At 59.8% G+C, this 18360-nt stretch carries 18 protein-coding genes; 3 read left to right on the top strand and 15 right to left on the bottom strand.

The genetic code is table 11. The features are described from left to right. Positions 1–137 precede the first annotated feature (137 nt). Positions 138–1703, top strand: coding sequence for a response regulator (locus PQG80_RS24050; RefSeq protein ID WP_271754217.1), 1566 nt, complete (start codon positions 138–140; stop codon positions 1701–1703). Further along, positions 1700–3496, top strand: a complete 1797-nt coding sequence (locus PQG80_RS24045) for a cache domain-containing sensor histidine kinase (protein ID WP_271754215.1) — start codon at positions 1700–1702, stop codon at positions 3494–3496. The genes PQG80_RS24050 and PQG80_RS24045 overlap by 4 nt, the downstream gene beginning before the upstream one ends. A gap of 91 nt (positions 3497–3587) precedes the next feature. Here PQG80_RS24045 and PQG80_RS24040 read toward each other — a convergent pair whose 3' ends face one another. Continuing rightward, positions 3588–4571 (bottom strand): NAD(P)-dependent alcohol dehydrogenase, encoded by a 984-nt coding sequence (locus PQG80_RS24040; protein ID WP_271754214.1) that lies wholly within the window; start codon positions 4569–4571, stop codon positions 3588–3590. Positions 4572–4780: 209 nt separating this feature from the next. Here PQG80_RS24040 and PQG80_RS24035 point away from each other — a divergent pair, with 209 nt between their 5' ends. Continuing rightward, positions 4781–5449 carry a hypothetical protein gene (locus PQG80_RS24035; protein WP_271754213.1) on the top strand — a complete coding sequence of 223 codons (669 nt, stop codon included), beginning with the start codon at positions 4781–4783 and terminating at the stop codon, positions 5447–5449. Positions 5450–5570: 121 nt separating this feature from the next. Here PQG80_RS24035 and PQG80_RS24030 read toward each other — a convergent pair whose 3' ends face one another. The 14 genes from PQG80_RS24030 to PQG80_RS23965 form a co-directional block, all read right to left on the bottom strand. After that, on the bottom strand, positions 5571–6950 hold the full coding sequence (locus PQG80_RS24030; protein ID WP_271754212.1) for a serine hydrolase: 1380 nt from the start codon (positions 6948–6950) through the stop codon (positions 5571–5573). A 122-nt stretch (positions 6951–7072) separates the two neighbouring features. Continuing rightward, a complete protein-coding gene (locus PQG80_RS24025; RefSeq protein WP_271754211.1) occupies positions 7073–7459 on the bottom strand; it encodes a VOC family protein in 387 nt (128 codons plus the stop codon). Positions 7460–7542: 83 nt separating this feature from the next. Further along, positions 7543–7707, bottom strand: coding sequence for a hypothetical protein (locus PQG80_RS24020; RefSeq protein WP_271754210.1), 165 nt, complete (start codon positions 7705–7707; stop codon positions 7543–7545). Between the two features lie 467 nt (positions 7708–8174). Further along, positions 8175–9014 (bottom strand): ABC transporter permease, encoded by an 840-nt coding sequence (locus PQG80_RS24015; RefSeq protein WP_271754209.1) that lies wholly within the window; start codon positions 9012–9014, stop codon positions 8175–8177. After that, positions 9011–10198 carry an extracellular solute-binding protein gene (locus PQG80_RS24010; RefSeq protein ID WP_271754208.1) on the bottom strand — a complete coding sequence of 396 codons (1188 nt, stop codon included), beginning with the start codon at positions 10196–10198 and terminating at the stop codon, positions 9011–9013. Before PQG80_RS24010 ends, PQG80_RS24015 begins: the two co-directional genes overlap by 4 nt. 28 nt (positions 10199–10226) lie before the next feature. Further along, a complete protein-coding gene (locus tag PQG80_RS24005) occupies positions 10227–11261 on the bottom strand; it encodes an ABC transporter ATP-binding protein (protein ID WP_271754207.1) in 1035 nt (344 codons plus the stop codon). A 30-nt stretch (positions 11262–11291) separates the two neighbouring features. After that, positions 11292–12116 carry an ABC transporter permease gene (locus PQG80_RS24000; protein WP_271754206.1) on the bottom strand — a complete coding sequence of 275 codons (825 nt, stop codon included), beginning with the start codon at positions 12114–12116 and terminating at the stop codon, positions 11292–11294. A gap of 21 nt (positions 12117–12137) precedes the next feature. Beyond that, the gene (locus PQG80_RS23995) at positions 12138–13139 is read right to left on the bottom strand and encodes a LacI family DNA-binding transcriptional regulator (RefSeq protein ID WP_271754205.1); all 1002 of its coding nucleotides are present in this window, start codon (positions 13137–13139) and stop codon (positions 12138–12140) included. After that, positions 13136–13873: a glycerophosphodiester phosphodiesterase gene (locus tag PQG80_RS23990; RefSeq protein ID WP_271754204.1), complete on the bottom strand. Its 738-nt coding sequence runs from the start codon at positions 13871–13873 to the stop codon at positions 13136–13138. Before PQG80_RS23990 ends, PQG80_RS23995 begins: the two co-directional genes overlap by 4 nt. A 48-nt stretch (positions 13874–13921) precedes the next feature. Next, on the bottom strand, positions 13922–14929 hold the full coding sequence (locus PQG80_RS23985; protein ID WP_271754203.1) for a CehA/McbA family metallohydrolase: 1008 nt from the start codon (positions 14927–14929) through the stop codon (positions 13922–13924). Then, on the bottom strand, positions 14926–15393 hold the full coding sequence (locus PQG80_RS23980; protein WP_271754202.1) for a hypothetical protein: 468 nt from the start codon (positions 15391–15393) through the stop codon (positions 14926–14928). The genes PQG80_RS23985 and PQG80_RS23980 overlap by 4 nt, the downstream gene beginning before the upstream one ends. A gap of 184 nt (positions 15394–15577) precedes the next feature. Beyond that, positions 15578–16705 carry a YARHG domain-containing protein gene (locus PQG80_RS23975; protein WP_271754201.1) on the bottom strand — a complete coding sequence of 376 codons (1128 nt, stop codon included), beginning with the start codon at positions 16703–16705 and terminating at the stop codon, positions 15578–15580. 136 nt (positions 16706–16841) lie between these two features. Then, entirely contained in the window at positions 16842–17360 is a 519-nt protein-coding gene (locus PQG80_RS23970) for a hypothetical protein (RefSeq protein ID WP_271754200.1), read from the bottom strand. 465 nt (positions 17361–17825) lie between these two features. After that, positions 17826–18326, bottom strand: a complete 501-nt coding sequence (locus tag PQG80_RS23965; RefSeq protein ID WP_271754199.1) for a heme-degrading domain-containing protein — start codon at positions 18324–18326, stop codon at positions 17826–17828. Positions 18327–18360 lie beyond the last annotated feature (34 nt).

The raw sequence follows: 18360 nt of genomic DNA, 5'->3' as shown, positions 1-18360 counted from the left end.
TTCTTCAAATTAACAGGAGACTCGCGCTCGCATAACCCGATAAAATATCGATTTTCTGTCATCCATATCGATTTCGACAAAAGTCGTAGAGCGCGAATGAAAAAGAAGGTAATATGGTCTCATGGAGGGGATGGCCCGTGAAGCTGCTGATTGTCGAAGACGAGAGAATGACCCGGGAAGGCATCCTCGAAGCCATCGAATGGAGACGAATCGGGATTACGGAAGTCAGGGAAGCTTGGGACGGGAAGCATGCGCTGGCCATAGCCGAGGATTACCTGCCCGACATCGTGCTCACCGATATCCGGATGCCGCGCATGGACGGCATCGCGTTCGCCACCGAGCTCCGCCGGACCGATCCCGACTGCAAGCTCATCTTCATGAGCGGCTATGCGGACAAACCCTACTTAAAAGCAGCGATCACCCTGCAAGCGATTCAATACGTGGAAAAACCGATCGAGATCGAGGAGATCGAAGAAGCCGTCGCAAAGGCCGCCGCCCAGCGTCGGGCGGACCTCTGCCGGCGGGGAGCGGCGATGGCGGCGGCGGAGACGATCGAGACGGGCGCGGCGCTCATCAAGCAGGAGGCCGCGCTGCGTCTGATCGGCGGGCCGTTCGACGAGCAGACGCTTCGGGCGCGGCTGCGGACGGCCGGGTTCAGCCTCCCCGATCCGGTCGCCTGCGCGACGATTCTGCTGAAGGCCGCGGCGCCAGAGGCACGGACGGAAGCCGTGGCCGCGAACGTCGCGGCGGCGTTGGAGACGTCCTCGCTCGAATTCTTGTTCGCGCGGAAAAACGAGCGGCACTATGTCGTCCACCTGTTCGGGACGGATCGCGGCCTGAGTGAAGCGGCGCTGAAGGAGACCGGCGCGGCCATGGCGGCCGGCCTGGGCCGGGAGTTCCGGCCATACGCGGTCGCCGTAGGCCGCCCTGTGGAGGGACTCGCTTCTCTTAATCGTTCCTATACGTCGGCGGTCGTACGCATGCAGCAGGCATTCTATCGCTCGCCCGGCGCGGTCGTCGCCGAAGCCGGCGACGACTCCCCTGCCGACCCGGATGCGATCAAGCCCTGCCTGAACGAGCTGCAGGAGGCGCTCCGGCAGGAGCGATTCGAGGAGGCCGACCGCTGCGTGCAGCGCCTCACGCTCCGTCTGCGCGAACGTCCGTCCATGCATGTAAACACAACCAAGGATCTATATTACCGGATGCTCGTCGATATGGACGCCTTCGCGGCCGCCAGAGGCATCGAGCTGTTCCCTCCGTCCGCCGGCGAGAATCCGCCCTGGCAGCTCGTGCACGACTGCGATTGCCTGGACGACGTGCAGGACGAGATCCGGCGGACGCTGCATCGGCTGCGCGATGCCGTCTCCGAACGCGGCAGGGGCGGCACGGCCTCCCGGGTCATGAAGTACGTCCATTCGCGCTACGCGGACGCCGAGCTGTCCGTCGGCGATATCGCGGAGCACCTGCAGATCACCCCGTCGCACTTGATCGCCGTCTTCCGGGAGAGCACGGGCAAGACGGTGAAGCAATACTTGACCGAATATCGGATCGAGATCGCGAAGCAGCTGCTGGTCCGCGAACGGCTCAAGATGACCGACCTCGCTTCCCAAGCCGGATTCAAGGACGCGGAGTCCTTCGCCAAGCAGTTCAGGAAGCAAGCGGGCATGACGCCGTCCGAATACCGGGATCGATTCCGCCCATGATGGCCTCCTTGAGCCGCCTGTTCGGCAAGTGGCTGTATAACACGAAGCTTCGGCACAAGATCATGCTGACGTATCTCGCGCTGATCGTCTTTCCCCTCGGCATCTTCCAATACGCCGCCTCGGACAGGATCACGGCGATCCTCAAAGGGCAAGTCACGTACTCGGCGGAGCAAGGCTTCGAGCAGACGTATGCCTACTTAAGCTACCGGGTGCAGCGGATCGCCAAGACGACCGACGTGCTGGTCGGCAATCCGTCCGTAGCGAACGCCATCCAGCATCCGCTGCTGGCGGAAGACATCAACGAGCAGATGGAGCAATATATCGAGCTCAAGCAGCTCATGATCTCGGCCCGGGACAATCTGGACATCTACCGCGTCGTCATGTACGTTCCCGACACGTTTCTCTATGCGCGGGAGCTGGAGAACTTCCTCCCGCTCAGCCTGTCCGAGGGAAGTCCGTGCCTCGAGCGGCTGAAGAACGACAAGCAAAAATACACCTGGTGCATGCCCGAGACGTCGTCGTCCGGAGATGCGCCGACGTCCGCGCCGGTCCTGTCGGTCGTTCGGAACATTCTCGATCCGAACGATTATTCGACTTCGGTCGGCATGCTGCGCGTCGATGTCGATGGCGGCCAGTTGAAGGAAATCCTCCGGAAGGCGAACGTCGTCAAGAACAGCGTCACGATGCTGTACGACCGCGGCGACGGCGTCATTCTCTCCTCCGATCCGGTCTCTTCTTCGCTGACCGAGCCGCTGGCGAATCTTGCCGTCGGCGGCCGGACGGACATGTTCACGCGGGACGGGATCTATTACTTGACCCATCCCGTCCCCTACTCGCAGTGGAGCATGGTCACCGTGATCCCCATGGACGAGGTGATGAAGCAGAGCCGCCAGCTTCGCGAGCAGCTGCTGCTGCTGTTGATCGGCATCGCGGCGGCCGCTTATGCCGTCGCGTACGTGCTGGCGATATCGGTGACCCGCCGGATCTCGAAGCTTACCCGCCGCATCCGCGTGGCGGATACGGGCCAGCTTCCCGACCTCTCCCCGGTGCAGGGCCGCGACGAGATCGGCGAGCTGATCCAGACGTACAACTATATGATCAAGAAAATCGCGCTCATGAACGAGCAGCAATATCTGCTCGGCCAGGAGGCCAAGGGCGCGGAGCTCATGGCGCTGCAGTCCCAGATCAATCCGCACTTCCTGTACAACACGCTGGATCTCATCAACTGGATGGCGGCGCGCGGCATGAACGACGAGATCAAGAACGTCGTGCGTACGCTGGCCCGGTTCTACAAGGTGAGCCTCAGCAGCGGCAGGGATGTCATCGCAATCCGGGAAGAGCTCGACCATGTATCGTTCTACGCGCAGATCCAGAACATCCGTTACGACAACCAGATTCTTTTTCTCAACGAGGTCCCCGAGGACCTGCTCCGGTACGCGATACCCAAGATCTCGCTGCAGCCGATCGTCGAGAACGCGATCCTGCACGGCATATTGGGCCGTGAAAACCGGACGGGAACGATCCGCATATCGGGCGAGCGGACGGATGCCGGCGATATTCGCCTAACGGTCGAAGACGACGGCATCGGCATGAGCGCCGGGGAGCTGGCCGAGACCATCTCCCGACTGCACGGCGAGCGGACCGGGGACCGCGCTTACGGCAGCCGGAACGTGCATATGCGGATCCGCCATCGCTTCGGAGAGCCCTACGGCTTGACCTACCGAAGCGCGGAGGGGGAGGGCACGCGGGTCGAGATCCTCATTCCCGCCACGGTCGCGGAGGAGGAGGCCTAGCCCCCACTCTCCGCGAATTGCGGCAGGGGCGGCCCGCTTGACTTGGCTGTTGATCGGACGCCCGGGCGAACCGAAAAAAATCCGGAGCCTCCTAGAAAGACGGAGTGCTCCGGATTGCGATGACGACCTTGCCCCGAACGCGGCCTTCCCCAAAGTACGCTAGCGCCCGGGGCGCGTCGTTCAGCGTATACAGCCGGTCGATGACCGGTTTGACGTGCCCCGCTTCGGCAAGGTCACTCCAGACGAGCTGGTCCTCGTGCTTCGGCTTGTGGACGAGCACCGCCAGGTTTTTCTTCTCCAGCCATGCGGCTGGCTTCGCCGCGAGCAGCGTCTGGAGGATGCGGGGCAGAGAGCCGCCAACCATGACATACGCGCCGCCCGGCCGCAGCGCGCGCCTGACCTCGACCGCGGACCGGTTGCCGACGACGTCGAGGATCAAGTCGTACCGCGGTCCGTTCGCTGCGAAGTCTTCTCTCGCATAATCCAGGACATGGTCCGCCCCGACGTCGCGCAGCAGATCGAGCTTATCGCCGCGATCCACGCCCGTTACCTCCGCCCCGAGCCACTTGGCATACTGAATGGCGAACGTGCCTACGCCGCCGCCCGCCCCGTTGATCAGCACTCGGCAGCCTTTATCCAGCCTGCCGATATCGCGCATTCCCTGCAAGGCGAGCACGGCCGCTTGGGGGATGGCCGCCGCCTGCTCGAAGCTCAGCCCTGCAGGCTTCGGCGTCAAGGCCGTCTCGCGCGCGCATACGTACTCCGCGAATCCGCCCCATCCGCAGCCGGAGAGGTCGCCGAACACCTCGTCTCCGGGCCGGTAGCGCGTGACGGCGGCGCCGGCGGCCACGACGGTCCCCGCGACATCCGCGCCGAGAATGCGGTAGCGGGGCTTGCGCAGCCCGCCGATCCGGTTGATGTACGGCTTCCCGCGCAGCAGGTCCCAGTCCCATGAATTCACCGAGGCAGCATGAACCGCGAGCAGCACCTCGTCGTCCTTCGGCTTCGGAATCTCCGTCTCCTCGATTCGGAGGACGTCGGGCAGCCCGTACTTTTCATATACCATAGCCTTCATCGTCATCCCCTCCTCCTCCACCGTAAGATATAACCACTTTGTTATTATCTATTTGATAATATCATTAATGCGAATGGGAAGACGTTGTAAACCCTTTGCCGCCGATTGCGATGACGCGGGGTTAGCTTCGCGTGACGCGGGGGTTAGCGCCGGCCCGCAATCGGGTAAATCAGCGGTAAATCCCTGAATTTCCGGAAAAGGAGGCCGCTATGGACACTTTTCTCTACGCGATACTGGCCGCGCTCTATGCCGTGCTGCTGGTCTACGGCTTAAGGATCGGACTGCGGGACCGCCACATGGGAGCGCGCTATCTGTTGTTCCTCGTAACGGCCAGCCTCATCTGGGACAATGGCATCGTCGCCTTAGGGAGGGCGATCGGAGAGGGTACATTGCTGGAGCGTCTGAACCTGTCGCGATTCTGGCTGCATGCCTTCGTGACCCCGCTGCTCGCGCCGATTGCCTGGGACATCGCGGGCCGGGCGGGCCATCCCTTCGCGCTGAAGCCCGCGACGCGCCTGATCGCCTGGATCGCCGTGCCCGCGCTGATCCTGCTGGAGCTGTTCACGTCGACGCTCGGGCTCGAGCTGACGCCATCCCGCGAGTACGGCGCGCTGCGGTACGTGCCCGTCGAATCCTCGGGTCCGCCGATCATGGTGCTCCTCATCCTCATCCCGCTCGTCGTCGCCGGCATCCTCGTATGGCGCAGGCGGCGCTGGCCCTGGATGTTCGCCGGCACGGCCCTGATGGCCGCCGGCAGCGCGATCCCGTTCCCGATCGAGAGCTCGGCCGCCGTCAACGTCTTCGAGTGGCTGCAGCTGCTGTCCCTGTGGCTCACCATAGACCGGCTGGCGCGCGACCGCGCCGATGGAGGCGGGTAAGGCAGAACCGCTTGTCATCCGGCTGTCGTCACGAACGACAAAAGGCCGCAAGCCTATTAACAGGCTTACGGCCTTTTGTCCGTGTCAGCGCATGGGAATTAGCGTAGCGGTGTATCGTTGTTTATTTGGATACGGTCCACAGTCCGGAGACGACCTTCACGCCGTCCGCATACTTGGCCTGCGTCACGGGCCGGAAGGTGCCGTCCGTATAACCGCCTATCTTATGCAGAGCGGTTGCCTTCCGTACGGATTCCTCGGCCCAGCCCGGGAGCTGCGACTGATCCTTGTAGGACACCGCATCGCCGGCGTCGATCTTGCCGTGCACAAGCTCGTATGCGCGAATAAACATCGCCGTCATCTCCGCTCTCGTGATGACCGAGCCGCCGCCGAAGCTGTTGTCGGGCAAGCCATTGACGATACCCGCCGCCCGGGCAGCCAGGATCTCCTCGTAATACGCCGTGCCCGGCGCCACATCCGTGAATGCCATCACGTCCTCTGAAGCCTTAAGTCCAAGCTCGCGGGCGAGCAGGGACGTAAATTCGGCTCTCGTCACAAGCTTCCCGGCATCCGCCACGTTGTCCGCCAGCATTTGACCGTAGACGGCCTTGGCGATCTCCTGGACGACCGGATTGCCCAGCTCCTGCGCTTCATCGAAGTCATCCGTCGTCGTTACTTCCGTCATCACGCTGACCGCCAGCTCGCGGCCGGGGAGAAGAAAATAGCCGACGTCATGGGTGACGTTCGCATTCTCCCCCGTCTTGTGAGCGATCGGCGCATCCGGCAGGGCCGCTCCGAACTTCGTATTCACTTCTTGCGCGCCCATCCAGGCGATGATCTGGTTCCGGGAGGCCGGGGTCAAGAACGTGCCGTCGTAGATGTCCTCCAGGAGCGTCGCCAGATCCTTGGCATTGATATAGTTGTCCTGCTCCGGCGTCGGCGCGGCCGCGAACATCTTGCGGCCCAGATGCATGACCTTCAGATCGAGCTTATCTAGCAGCGCCTGGACTTTATCTAGTCCGACGACGTCGATGAGCACGTTGGTAGCCGTGTTATCCGATTGGGTGATCATCAGCCGGGCCAGACGCTCAAGCGTCACGTCCTCCGGGAAGGTCTCCTTCTGCAGCGAGCCCGTACCGCCCACCACGTCGGAAGGCTCGACGGTGACCGCGTCGCTTAGCTTCAGAACGCCTTGATCCACTTGCTGCATAAGCGTCGAGACGAGCGCCATCTTAATGGTGCTGGCGGGCTTGTAGGTATCGTCTCTGCCCAGCAGGATGCCGTCGTCTCCGTAGGCGCCGCTCAGGTCCTCGATGCCGACCGATACGCGAATGCCCTTGGCCCAAGCGTCGTCGATAATCGGTTGTACGACGCCGGCGATTCCCGCGAGATCCGGAGTTGCGCCGCTTGCCGAGGCGCTCGACGGTTGGAGAGCGGGGAGCAAGGATGCGGTAAGTAGAGACGTGAGAAGCGTGATTTTCAGGATCGATGATTTCTTGGCCATAGCGCGTATGCCCCCTCATGTTATCTACCTCATGTAACATAATATAACATTAACTTTGTTCTGTATAATGTAATGAAAAGTAAATGTTAGTATTTATGTCATAAATAACATGATGTAAGCGATTAACAGGGATGGTTTACGCGCTGCCGGTAATAAGACAACACCCAGCACACGCCGTTCCGGTCGGTCACGATGGCGAGCAGGCCGTTAAAGGGGGCCGCGTATACCTCCACAAGAACGGTCCCGCCTTCAGCCAGCTTGTCGTAGATCTCCCGGAACCGGCCCTCCGTCTCGATGTTCAGAAAAACCCGGACATAGTCGCCGATCCGAGCCGGCTTCGCCGCAAGCGTATCCGCGAACTTCAGGGTTGCCCCCTCCACATGCAGGTCCGCATTGAGCACCGCTTCCCCGTGCCTGCGCAGAATCTCGATCTCGCCGCCGAATATGCTTTGATAGTGCTTGATCTCGTCCTGACAATGGTCCACCACGATAAATGGAGCAGCTATCATCGTTTACCTCTCCTTTCGGATCATCCGATCGTACTCGTGGCGCGGGCGATCTCAATAGACGAACGTCGTGGACGTAGGATCGCTCATTCTTCCGTCTCCTCTTTTTCAGTCAGATTGCGCAGCACTATGCCCAGCATGCCTAATAGATGATCATAGTCGTTGTCGTCGATGCCCCTTCGCGTCTTGCTCTTCACGCGCGCCAGCACCTCCCGCACCTTCGGTACGACCTCATGCCCCGCATCGGTCAAGAAAAGCAGATGATACCGGTTGTCGGCCGGATCGGCCTCCCTCCGACGTAGCCCTCTTCCTCCAGCTTGGCGATCGCCTTGGCCGTCGTCGTCTTGTCGATCAGCAGCTGCCGGCTGAGCGACTTCTGCGTGGACGGCTGAGAAAAATATACTGCCCGGGTCCGATCCGGTGCGGCGCCAGCTCGGCTGAGATCAGCACCTGCATATGGCGGTAGATGGCCGAGATATATTGTCCGTGCGATTCCGGAGCGGCGCTGTCATTCGACTCTAGGTTAGATGTCCGATGTTCGCTCAAAGACCGTTCCCCCTCTTCAATAGGATGCTATTGCAACTAATCGTAAGTATTTGCCGAATAGAATGTTATTGCAACTAATTTATGCGCATAAAAAACCGCGCTTCCGTAAATCGGAGATCTCTCTCCGACATTTACAAAAGCAGCGGTTTTTCTCTCTTACGGCACCTGAAGCTCACATCCGCGCCGCCTCGTCCTTCGCCATCGAACGGATGTAGAAGTAGCCGAGGACGGAGCACAGCAGGAAGGTGAAGACGGCCATCGCCGCGGCCTGCTCCTGCTCGCGGAAGATGCCGAACACCTGCTGCATCGACACGCCCAGCATCTGCGGCGAGTTCGGACCGAGCAGATAAGGCGCGGTGAACGAGCCGATGACGCTCATGAAGACGAAGGTCAGCGCGACGAGGAACGTTTTGTACGACAACGGAAAGATCACGCGGAGGAAAACGCTCAGCCTGCCCGCTCCGATGTCCTTGGCGCTCTCGATGACCGAGGCCGGAATGCCGGCCAGCGCGGAGGTGAGCAGCATCGTCGTGAACGGGATGTTGAACCATAGGTTCGCGATGACGATCCCCTTCTCGTCGAAGATCAGGCGCGGCAGCGCGATGCCGAGCGGCAGCAGCATACGCGACAGCCAGCCATGGTTGCCCAGCAGATTGATAAGGCCGTAGGTCGCGATGACGCCGGGGATGAACAGCGGGATCATATACGTCTTGCGGATCAGGTCCACCAGCTTGCCGGAGCTGAAGCTCATGAACAAGGCCATCGCGTAGCTGACCAGCAGCACCAGCAGACTGGAGATCACCGTGACCTTGAGCGTGAACACGATGTTCATCCGCATTAAACGATCCGTGAACAGAAAGGCATAACGGCTCAGGTCGTACCCGCCATCCTCGCTATGCAGACTGACGACGAACGTCTGGACGATCGGCAGCACGACGATGATCAGCAGGAGGAGAAAAGCGGGGCTGACCATGATCAGCCCCAATACCGCTTCCTTGCGTCCTTTGATCATTGCGCAGCGACATCGCTTTGCCAGCGCTTATTGATCTCCGTGCCCAGGTCTCCCAGGTTGAAGGTGCGGAAGCCTTCGATGACGCCTTTGAACTTATCTTGCACTTCTTGGGACAGATGAGAGACCTCGATCCCCGGGAAGCCGTTCATCTTGTCCACGATGACCGTCTGCGCTTCCGGAGACAGCACGTAGTTCAGGAATTGGTAGACGGCGTCCTTCTTCTCGGACTGCTTGTTCACCATGAGATACGTCGGACCGCCGTTGAAGCCGGGCGTCATCTGGACCATCTTGGTCGACGCGGGCAGCTGGTCGGCCGCGAGCTGCTGCAGGACCATGTCGGACCATGCCGGGATCATATCCACTTCGCCGCTGTTCAGCAGATCGAGCGTGCCTTGGTTCTTTTTCGGATAGATGCCCTCGCCGTACACATACTTGCCCAGATCCTTCAGCTCGTCAAAGCCTGTCTTCCACTGCTCCATGATCGCGGGGTCGCTGCTGTGGATCGCGTCCGCAGGCAGGTCCTTGTAGAGGACCGTCTGCACGAACGAGCTGCCTGCGCCGCCGGTCGACGGATCGTTGTAGGCGAATCGTTCCGGATTGGCCTTGATCCAGGCCAGCAGCTCGTCCATCGTCTTCGGCGGCGTCGCCACCTTCTCGCTGTTGTAGGCGAGGATGACCGCCGAGGAGCGGTACGGAATGGCCATGTTGCCGGCATCCGTCATCGTCTGCGCGTCGACGTTCGCCAGATTCGCGATGCTGCCCGCGCTCAGCTTTTCCCATACGTCGTCTTCCTGACCCTGGGTCACCGTGACGATGCCGTCCTCGACCAGGTCGATGCCGCCCGAGCCCTTGCCCGCCTTCTTGGCCGCCAGCACTTTGTTGTACGTCTGATTGTCGGTGCCGGACGGGATATAGACGGCGTTGACCTTGACGTTCGGATTCTGGTCCTCGAACATCGGGATGAGCGTGTCCCACAGATCCTTGACGTTCTGGGAGCCGGAGAAATAGAAGTCGAACTTGACCGTGTCGGCCTTGGACGGGGAAGCGGACGAGGAGGCAGGCGCGGGCGCGGAGGCCGAGCCGCCGGAGCTCGCGTTGGTGTTGGCGCTGCCGCAGGCAGACAGGATGGAGAAGGTCAGCGCCAGGGCGCCAAGCGCGGTAAAGCGTGTATTTATCCGAGACATCGTTAATCATCCTCCTAGAATAGGTTCCTTACTCTTTTGGAAATGAAGTCACTTTGGCAAAAGAAACCCGAACATGCTGACCGAGGCTCAGCGCTTGGGCCGCGTCCTTCGACTGGAAGGAACGAATGATTCCATGCTTGCCCAGATTGACCGATACTTCGGCATAATGCCCCAGCACCATGATCTGCTTGACGGCGCCGGGCAGCCCCTCCTTGATCCCGCTGTCCAGGTTCACATCCTCCGGCCTGACCGCGACGACCGCCGCCGGACCCGCGAGCCGCTTCGCATTCGGAACGGCCAGCTCTCCCACGCGGATGACGTCCGCCTCCACCACCCCCTCCAGAAAGTTCATCTTACCGATAAATTGCGCGACATACAGCGACTCCGGCTCGTTATAAATGTTCTGCGGCGCCGCGATCTGCTCGATACGTCCGTGGTTCATGACGACGATCCGGTCGGACAGCGACAGCGCCTCCTCTTGATCGTGGGTTACGAATACCATCGTCAGGCCGGTCTGCGACTGGATCTCGCGCAGCTCCTCCCGCATCTCGTGCCTCAGCTTGGCATCCAGGGCGGAAAAGGGCTCGTCCAGCAGCAGGACCGCCGGCTTGAGCAGCAGGGAACGCGCCAGGGCGACGCGCTGCTGCTGTCCGCCCGACAGCTGCGCAGGCGACTTCTTCTCGGCGCCCGGCAGACGCACCAGGCGCAGGACGTCGGCGATGGACTCGCGGATCTCCGCTTTCGGTTTCTTGCGGATCTGGAGGCCGAAGGCTAGGTTATCGTACACGGACATGTGGGGCCACAGGTTATAGCTCTGGAACACCATGGACGTCGGACGCTTCTCGGGCGGCAGCGCGATGACGCTACGGTCCTCGATCAGAATGTCGCCCGCATCCGGCTTCAGGAACCCGCCGATGCTCCGCAGCACCGTCGTCTTGCCGCACCCGGAAGGACCGAGCAGCGTGATGAGCTCTCCCTTTCGCACATCCAGGTTAATATCCGACACGCCCTCGCCCGTCTTGTATCGCTTGGCCATGCCACGAATCGACAGCTGAATGCTCATAAGCGCCTCCATACGCCGGACGTTGTCCGTTTATTTGACTTGAAATCCGCTCGACATCACGTCCGCGCTCACAAAGCGCTGCGAGAGGAGCAGCAGCAGGATCGTCGGGGCCGTGAGAATGATCGAGAAGACGGCGCCCGCGCTGCTGGGAAAATCCGTAATGATCGAATACATGATGATGGGCATCGTCTTGTAATTGGGCATCCCGACCAGGAACGTCCCCTGCGCCTCGTCCAGCGAGTTCAGGAAGGTGAAGATCGAAGCGACCAGGATGCCCGGCATGGCCATCGGCAGCGTGATGCTGCGGAACACGCGGAACGGCGAGGCGCCGACGTCGCGCGCGGATTCCTCCTGCGCGGCGTGAACGCTGCGGAACGAGGCCGTCGGGATCCAGGTCATGAACATAAGGACATTGATCATGTGGATCAGAATGACGCCGAGCAAGGTGTCCATGAGCCCCAGCTTGTAGAAGAGCACCGCGATGGACACGTACAGCCCCATCTTGGGGAACGCATGCGTCAGCAGAAAGGAGAACAGGAACATCCGCTTGAACGGGAACCGCAGGCGCGCGAAGGCATAAGCGGCGGGGATGCAGATGACGATGGACAGTACCGTCACGATGGACGCGATGAGGAACGACAGGCCGATCGACTGGACAACGTCGTCCTGCTGGAAGACGAAGCGCCACCATCTAAGCGACCATTGGTTGGGCAGCAGGTCGGGATACGCCCATTGCCCGCTGAAGGCGAGCACGACCAGATTAAGCAGCGGCCCGGCAAAAAACAGAATGAAGGCGGCCAGCAGCACGAACTCGACGATCTTGCGCTTGCCGATGCCGCGGAAGTACCATAGCACCCGTACTCACTCTCCCTTGGATCAGGTCGATTGTCTGATGACGATCTCGCTGGGGTATTCATTCAACTTGGACAGGTCCGGCTCGCCGCGGATCAGACGGTCCAGCAGCTCGACCGAGTCGCGGCCCATCGCGTCGAGGTCGACATTCACGGAGGTCAGCGCCGGGAAATACATGCCCGAGAGCCCGATATTGTCATAGCCGATCACGGCGGCCTGCCCGGGAATGGACCAGCCTCTCTCCAGCAGCAGCTTCATGGCGCCCAGCGCGAGCATGTCGTTGGTGGCGAACAACGCCGTGAAGCCTCCCTCCGCGAATGCCTCCGCGTTCTCCGCCATCAGACGGTAGCCTTGCTCGAAGGTCGACTCCGGGCTGGGCACGACGGCCAGCTTCTCGATGTCGCCCTTTTCCTCCAGGCCTCTCTTGAAGCCGGCCAGCCGCAGATTATGACTGCGATGCTCTTGGGGTCCGGCGATGATCATCAGCCGCCGATGGCCGAGACCGTGCAGGTAAGTCGCCGCGTTCGCGCCCCCCGCCTCGTCGTCGCTCACCAGATGGATGACCTCCGGATCGTCCGTCGAACCGTTGACCATCAGGTAGGGAATACGGAACTTTTTCACATAATCGATGACGTTCTTGCGCAGCCTGCTGATCAGGATCAGTCCGTCCACGCGCTGCTCCAGCAAGTAGTCGGTGGACCGCAGCGACATCTCCTGATCGGTCTTGAGGAATACGGAGTAACCCTTCGCCTCGGCGGCCGTCAGAATCGAATCGATCAGCTTGCCGTAGAGCGGGTGGGAGACGATCGGCGGCCGCTCGCGGAAGACGATCACGCCGATATTGTGCGTCCGCTGCGAGACCATCGCCCGGGCCACGGCATTGGGCTTGTACTGCAGCCGTTCGACGACCGCCGTCACGCGCTCCCGCACCTCCGGACTGGCATAGCCTTTGCCCGATATGACGCGGGAGGCGGTGGACCGGGATACGCCGGCCAGCTTGGCGATTTCCTTGATGTTGTGGCTCATGCGGGGCCGCTCTCCTTCTGCCAATCACGCCTCAGCGCCTGCAGGGCGGCGACCCTCCGGGTCGTGATCGAGTGAACGCCCATGCCCGCATATTGCTCCATCAACGCCTCCTCGTCGACCGTCCAGACGTACACCGGCAGCCGACGGTCGGCTGCCAGCTCGAGCAGCGCCGGCTGGACCAGCCGGTACGGAACGTTAAGTCCGAAGCAGCCGGCATCGAGCGCTTCCTCGCAGTCCAGTCGGGCGGCCTCCTCGAAGTCCATGTGCATGTATCGAGAAACATTGACGTTCAGCAGCCTCCGCAGATGAGGCGCCTGCAGCTTGACCAGCCGCGAACGGTTATAGTCGCAACCTGTCAGGAAGACCTGATCCCTCATGTCGAGCCTGCGGACGAGCTCCGATACCGGTTCGATGCAGGCATCCGCCTTAAGATCCAGGTTCATCAGCTTCCCTGCGTCGTCCACCATCCCGAGCGCGGTCTCCAACTCGGCTAACGGAGCAGGGAACGCGCTTCGCAGCTCCTCCAGCCGCATCGAGGAGATCCGGCCCGATGTACCGTCGGACAGCCGTACTTCATCGTCATGATGCAGCACGAGCACGCCGTTCCGGGTCACGCGAATATCGTCTTCGATGATGTCGGCTTGCAGCCCGAGGCCCGCCTCCACCGACGCGATGGAATTGTCCGGCGTATGCTCGCAGCCGGTATGTGCCGTTATACGTGGAAATGCGGCCATGCTAGTTCCTCCTATGCGCACTATGCGTACGATGCGAAGCAATCCTACTTAGGCAAAATATATGGCGTTCGTGAAGGCGATCAGCGTATATATGCCCTTCACGACGCCCCACAGCTCGGCTCTGGTCCAAGTCGTATCGCCGGCGTCGATGTCAAGACTGTACGTCGCGTCATCCGTCGCCTCTATCCGGCGCTCCGCGACCACGCCCTTGTTGCTCCATATCGCGAGCCGGTACGACTGCGGCGGCAGTTCCCACAGGCCTTCTCTGACCGAAAATTGCAGACTGACCAGAGCGGTGCATGAGGCTGAAACGCCCTCGTCCGCAGCCGCCGGCACCACGGCTCCGATACCGTAGGTCCGCCCCGTCGCGCCCGACCGGATCTCCAGCGTGAGGAGCGGTCCGAGCGTGACGGCGACCCTGCCCGCCCGAAGGGCGAGCAGCGCTTGTTCGGCGAGCGGCGCCTGCTCGTCCTCGATGCCCAGATACGTAACGGACAGCGGATCGTCCGTCGCCTTTTGCTCATGCCAGTCGCGGCCCGAGGTCGCCGCGATGCGGTCTCCCGCATTCAGGCGGTCCGTCCATAAGGCGTAGGCCCGCCGATTGTCTGGCCGGATCGGCGCGAACGTCGTCGACCACACCTCGATATAATCGAATTCGTTCCAATCCTCGACCTCGAACTCCCAGTAGCAGCCGGTACAAGCCGGACTGCCGATGCGGAAGGGATGCGCGAGGCCCGCGACGCCGCCATGCCGATGAATCTCGGTCAGCCCGGCCCGGATATTGTCCGGCTCCGCCTGGCGCCAGTCGACGAATGCCCGGAGCCCGACGGTCACCATATGCCCGTAGAAGGTCGTCCACTCCATGCCCGGCAGGATCGCCAGCCCCGTCTCGCGCTCGACCGCTTCCTTGTCCGCGAGGCCGGACATCGTATTGTGATCGGTGAGCGCGATGCAATCATAACCGAGCTTCTTCGCTCCCCGCGCCAGCTCCGGCAGCGTCTGCTTGCCGTCGCTGTGCGCCGTATGCGTGTGCAGCTCGCTTGCTACCCACTTCATTCGAATCCTTCCTCTCCCGACACCCATACTTCCAGCCGGCAGGCGCACGACTCCGTTACGACCGAGTGAACGCTGAGCGTGACCGCCCAATCTCCGACCCCGATCCGTCCCCCGATCAATCCGGGAGAGGCGCCGTTTTCGGACAGATACAGCTGTTGTGCCGGGTCGTGTCGGTGGCAAGCGCCCCGATAACCGTCTGCGTCGTCCACTGATACGGTAATGAGATTCTGCAGCGGCAGATACCGCTCCAGGTTTTCGAGCGCCGCCTTTTGCCTCTCCGGCTCGATGTACCGCTCGATGCTTATTTCCATCAGCCGCCTGGCGACGGCGTCCTCCTCCAGCACCTTGGGCGTGTAGGAAAAACGAATATTCAACTTGGCGGCGGGCCGCTCCAATCGAAACGGGAACCGGAGATGCGACCGGGAATGCTCCGGCGTGACGTGCTTCTCTATGTCGAGCAGCATGATCGCAAGCTCCCTTCCTGGTGTAGTGGATCGAACCGTATGGGAACGATCTCACACGTTCAATTTACAGGGAGAATGTTTGTGCAGTGTCTCGGGATTGATAATGGGATGTTAATCATTTAGGGGCAAGTTGCTCTCGTTAGGTTAATAAATAAAAAAACTCCGTCCGATGAGGACGAAGCGGTCAACCATATAGAATCAGTCCGTCAAAAAAGTCAGTAAGCTCCGCGTATTCATTGCCCGTGAAGTACCATACGATGTCGCCGGCAGAAGTCTCCAGCTTCGCATATTCGCGCTCGTCGCTCCCGAGGAACTTCACGCTGTCGCCCGGCTGCAGCGCATAAGTCTCCTTCTCGTCCCCTTTCGAACGCTGAACGATGACTTCCTTCTTGATCGTTAGAGGGGTAGGCGGCTCCATCGGGTAGAAATCCTGCTGCTGCTCGTGAAGCTTCCGGTCCGCGCCTAGTTGGAATACCGCGTCGCGATACCAGGTCTGGAAGGTCCGACCTTGTTCTGCGCTGACCACCCGCCCATGTCCGTCGAACATGGAGCTGTGCGCCGAGAAGTCGGGAAGCACGCCCATCAGCTTGATCGTCCGGCCGGCGTATTCGTAAAAGGAAGTGTTTCTCCAAGAGACCATGTTCGAATCCATCTGTACGGCGATCTCGAGATAGGGATCATCGACATCCAGATCCACAACATCAAAGTACGGTAAAAGCTCGCTATCTATTTCTATCACGGCGTCGTTAACCTTCAGCCTGAATGGAGCCATTTCCGAGGCCGGGGGAATCAGCCGGACCCGTTCATCTATGCCATCCCCATCTAGATCAACTTCCATCTGCTGTCCTTTAAAGCTCGCGTTCCCCTCGTAATTCCGTAGATGGTAGTCGTCCGAATGTGCCGCCACCAGCTTATAGGCAGCGTACTTGGCTTCGTATACACGCAGAAGTTCAACGTTCTGCTTCTCAACGGGACTTAAATCATCCTTATAGTCCGAGCTTGCATGATACCAAGGCTTCGCGCCGAAATAATCCCGCAAATCCTTGCGTTTAAACACGTATCCGTGCCTCGCGTAGATTTCATTGCGGGCCAGTTCGAGTAAGCGGCCGTCCAGGTTGCTGATCTGCGCTGCGGCCAGCGCTTGAGTGCCGCTGTCGCGCAGAATGTAAAGTCTAATGGGATCGGCAGCATGCACGGCTGCCGGCAGACCGGCGGTTGCGGTTGTATTCCCCGCCCCCGCCTTCTCACACCCGGATAGGAGGATAGCGGCGATTGCGACAATGCCAGGGAGGATCAACTTCCGATTACTCATTAACTATGCGCCCCATCTCATCTTCTATCCAACACAAAATTCGGCGGGGAGTTGGATAAACCTTCTGCTTGTTAGTGGTAATGTTGTGAGATTTTATACGAGGCACTCTATTGTCTTCCTCCATGCGTAGCCAATATTATTGCCGATCCAGTTGATGACGGATCTTCGACAAGAGCGTCCGGCACAGCTTGTCAAAGTCGATGGTCGCGAAGGTTAGGACCGGAATGGCAAACGTATAGTCTCTGCCGAATAACCGGTCAGTCTTTTCCCAAAAAGTTCGTTTCCCCTGCTGATGAGCCCAGAAACCAAGAACAGTAACGCCTTGATCCGAAAGAAACGCCATATGATAAATGGCCGATAGCGCAACGGTTTTATGACCGAATATCCACTTATACTCAAAGCACTCTTCGGTTAGTATTACATATGGTTTTCTCCAAACCGCCAATGCAAACCAGAAAAATCCAAACAAGAGAGCAAACAACGCACACATCGCATTAAGTAAAATCTTTACTATGTCATCGCCTGGAATGAAAATGAAGCCGGTAAAGATGCAGACCAACGAGCCGCATAAAAAATGCATCCGTCGCTTTAGCTTCCCTTTGAACACGACGGGCAAAGGGTATAAATCTTCTTGCGCAATTATACTGTTGTTCATATCCTAGCTCCAGTTATCAATTCGACAACATTGCCCGCGGGATCATTAAAATAAATAGATGTGGCGTCCCAGGTGTTCGAATATATCTGATGAACGTTATTTGAAAACGGATGAAGCGACACGCCTTTTGCGGTTAGCCAAGCGATGGATTCCTCCACTTGATTACTCTTGGTATGTCAAAGGCAAAGTGGTAGAAGGGTCTTTCTTCTGCAGAAGTTTGTCCGAAGACTAAGTTGAATGTCCCTGCTTTTACAGCAAACGAGTCATCTTGATCGCGAACGAGCGGGAGCTCCAAAACGACTGTATAAAACTTTGTGAGCAACCTTAGTTTATGCATCCGCCACTCGACACCCTCCTCCTGTGCTTATATAGTAATTTACTCAGAAAGTGACATGGCTACAAGAGAAAATAAAATACCCACCTATGACTTCAGCCATAAGTGGGTTTGTCCAGATCCAGCGTCTATTACCGTCCTGCGCGACTTTCTTCGCCCATCTCCTCCCCCAGCATCCCCCGCAGCACCGTCGTGATCAGCCGATGATCCTGGTCTCCGCCGAGCCCGGACACGGCGATGACGCCGATGACGCCGGCCCCCCGAATCTGGATCGGGAAGGCGCCATTGTACGGCGCGTACAGGGCAGGGTCGAGGAAGTACCGCTCGGCGATCGTTGTCCCGGACATACGTAATTCGGTCTCCATGTAATAGGAGCTATGTCCGAACCGCTCCACTACCCGGGCTTTGCGCCGCACCCAATCGTCGTTGTCCGCGGAGGTGCCGGGGCAGGCATAATGGAACAGCTGGTGCCCGCCGCGGCGAATATCGATGGTGACGCTCTGGCGATCCGCCGTAGCCTTGCGCACGATCGCAAGCCCGATTTGCAGCGCCGTCTCGTTCGTGAAGGAGGCGAATTGCAGCCGTTCCTCCTCCATCAGCAGCTCCTCCAGCACCCGATTTTCCTTGTTCATTCGCAATTTTCCCCTTTCATATAAGGATTGACAA

It is taken from the genome of Cohnella rhizoplanae (genome assembly GCF_948329515.1).
GTDB lineage: Bacteria > Bacillota > Bacilli > Paenibacillales > Paenibacillaceae > Cohnella > Cohnella rhizoplanae.
Note: the sequence above shows the minus strand (reverse complement) of the source record. Positions and strands in the feature narration are given on the sequence as shown.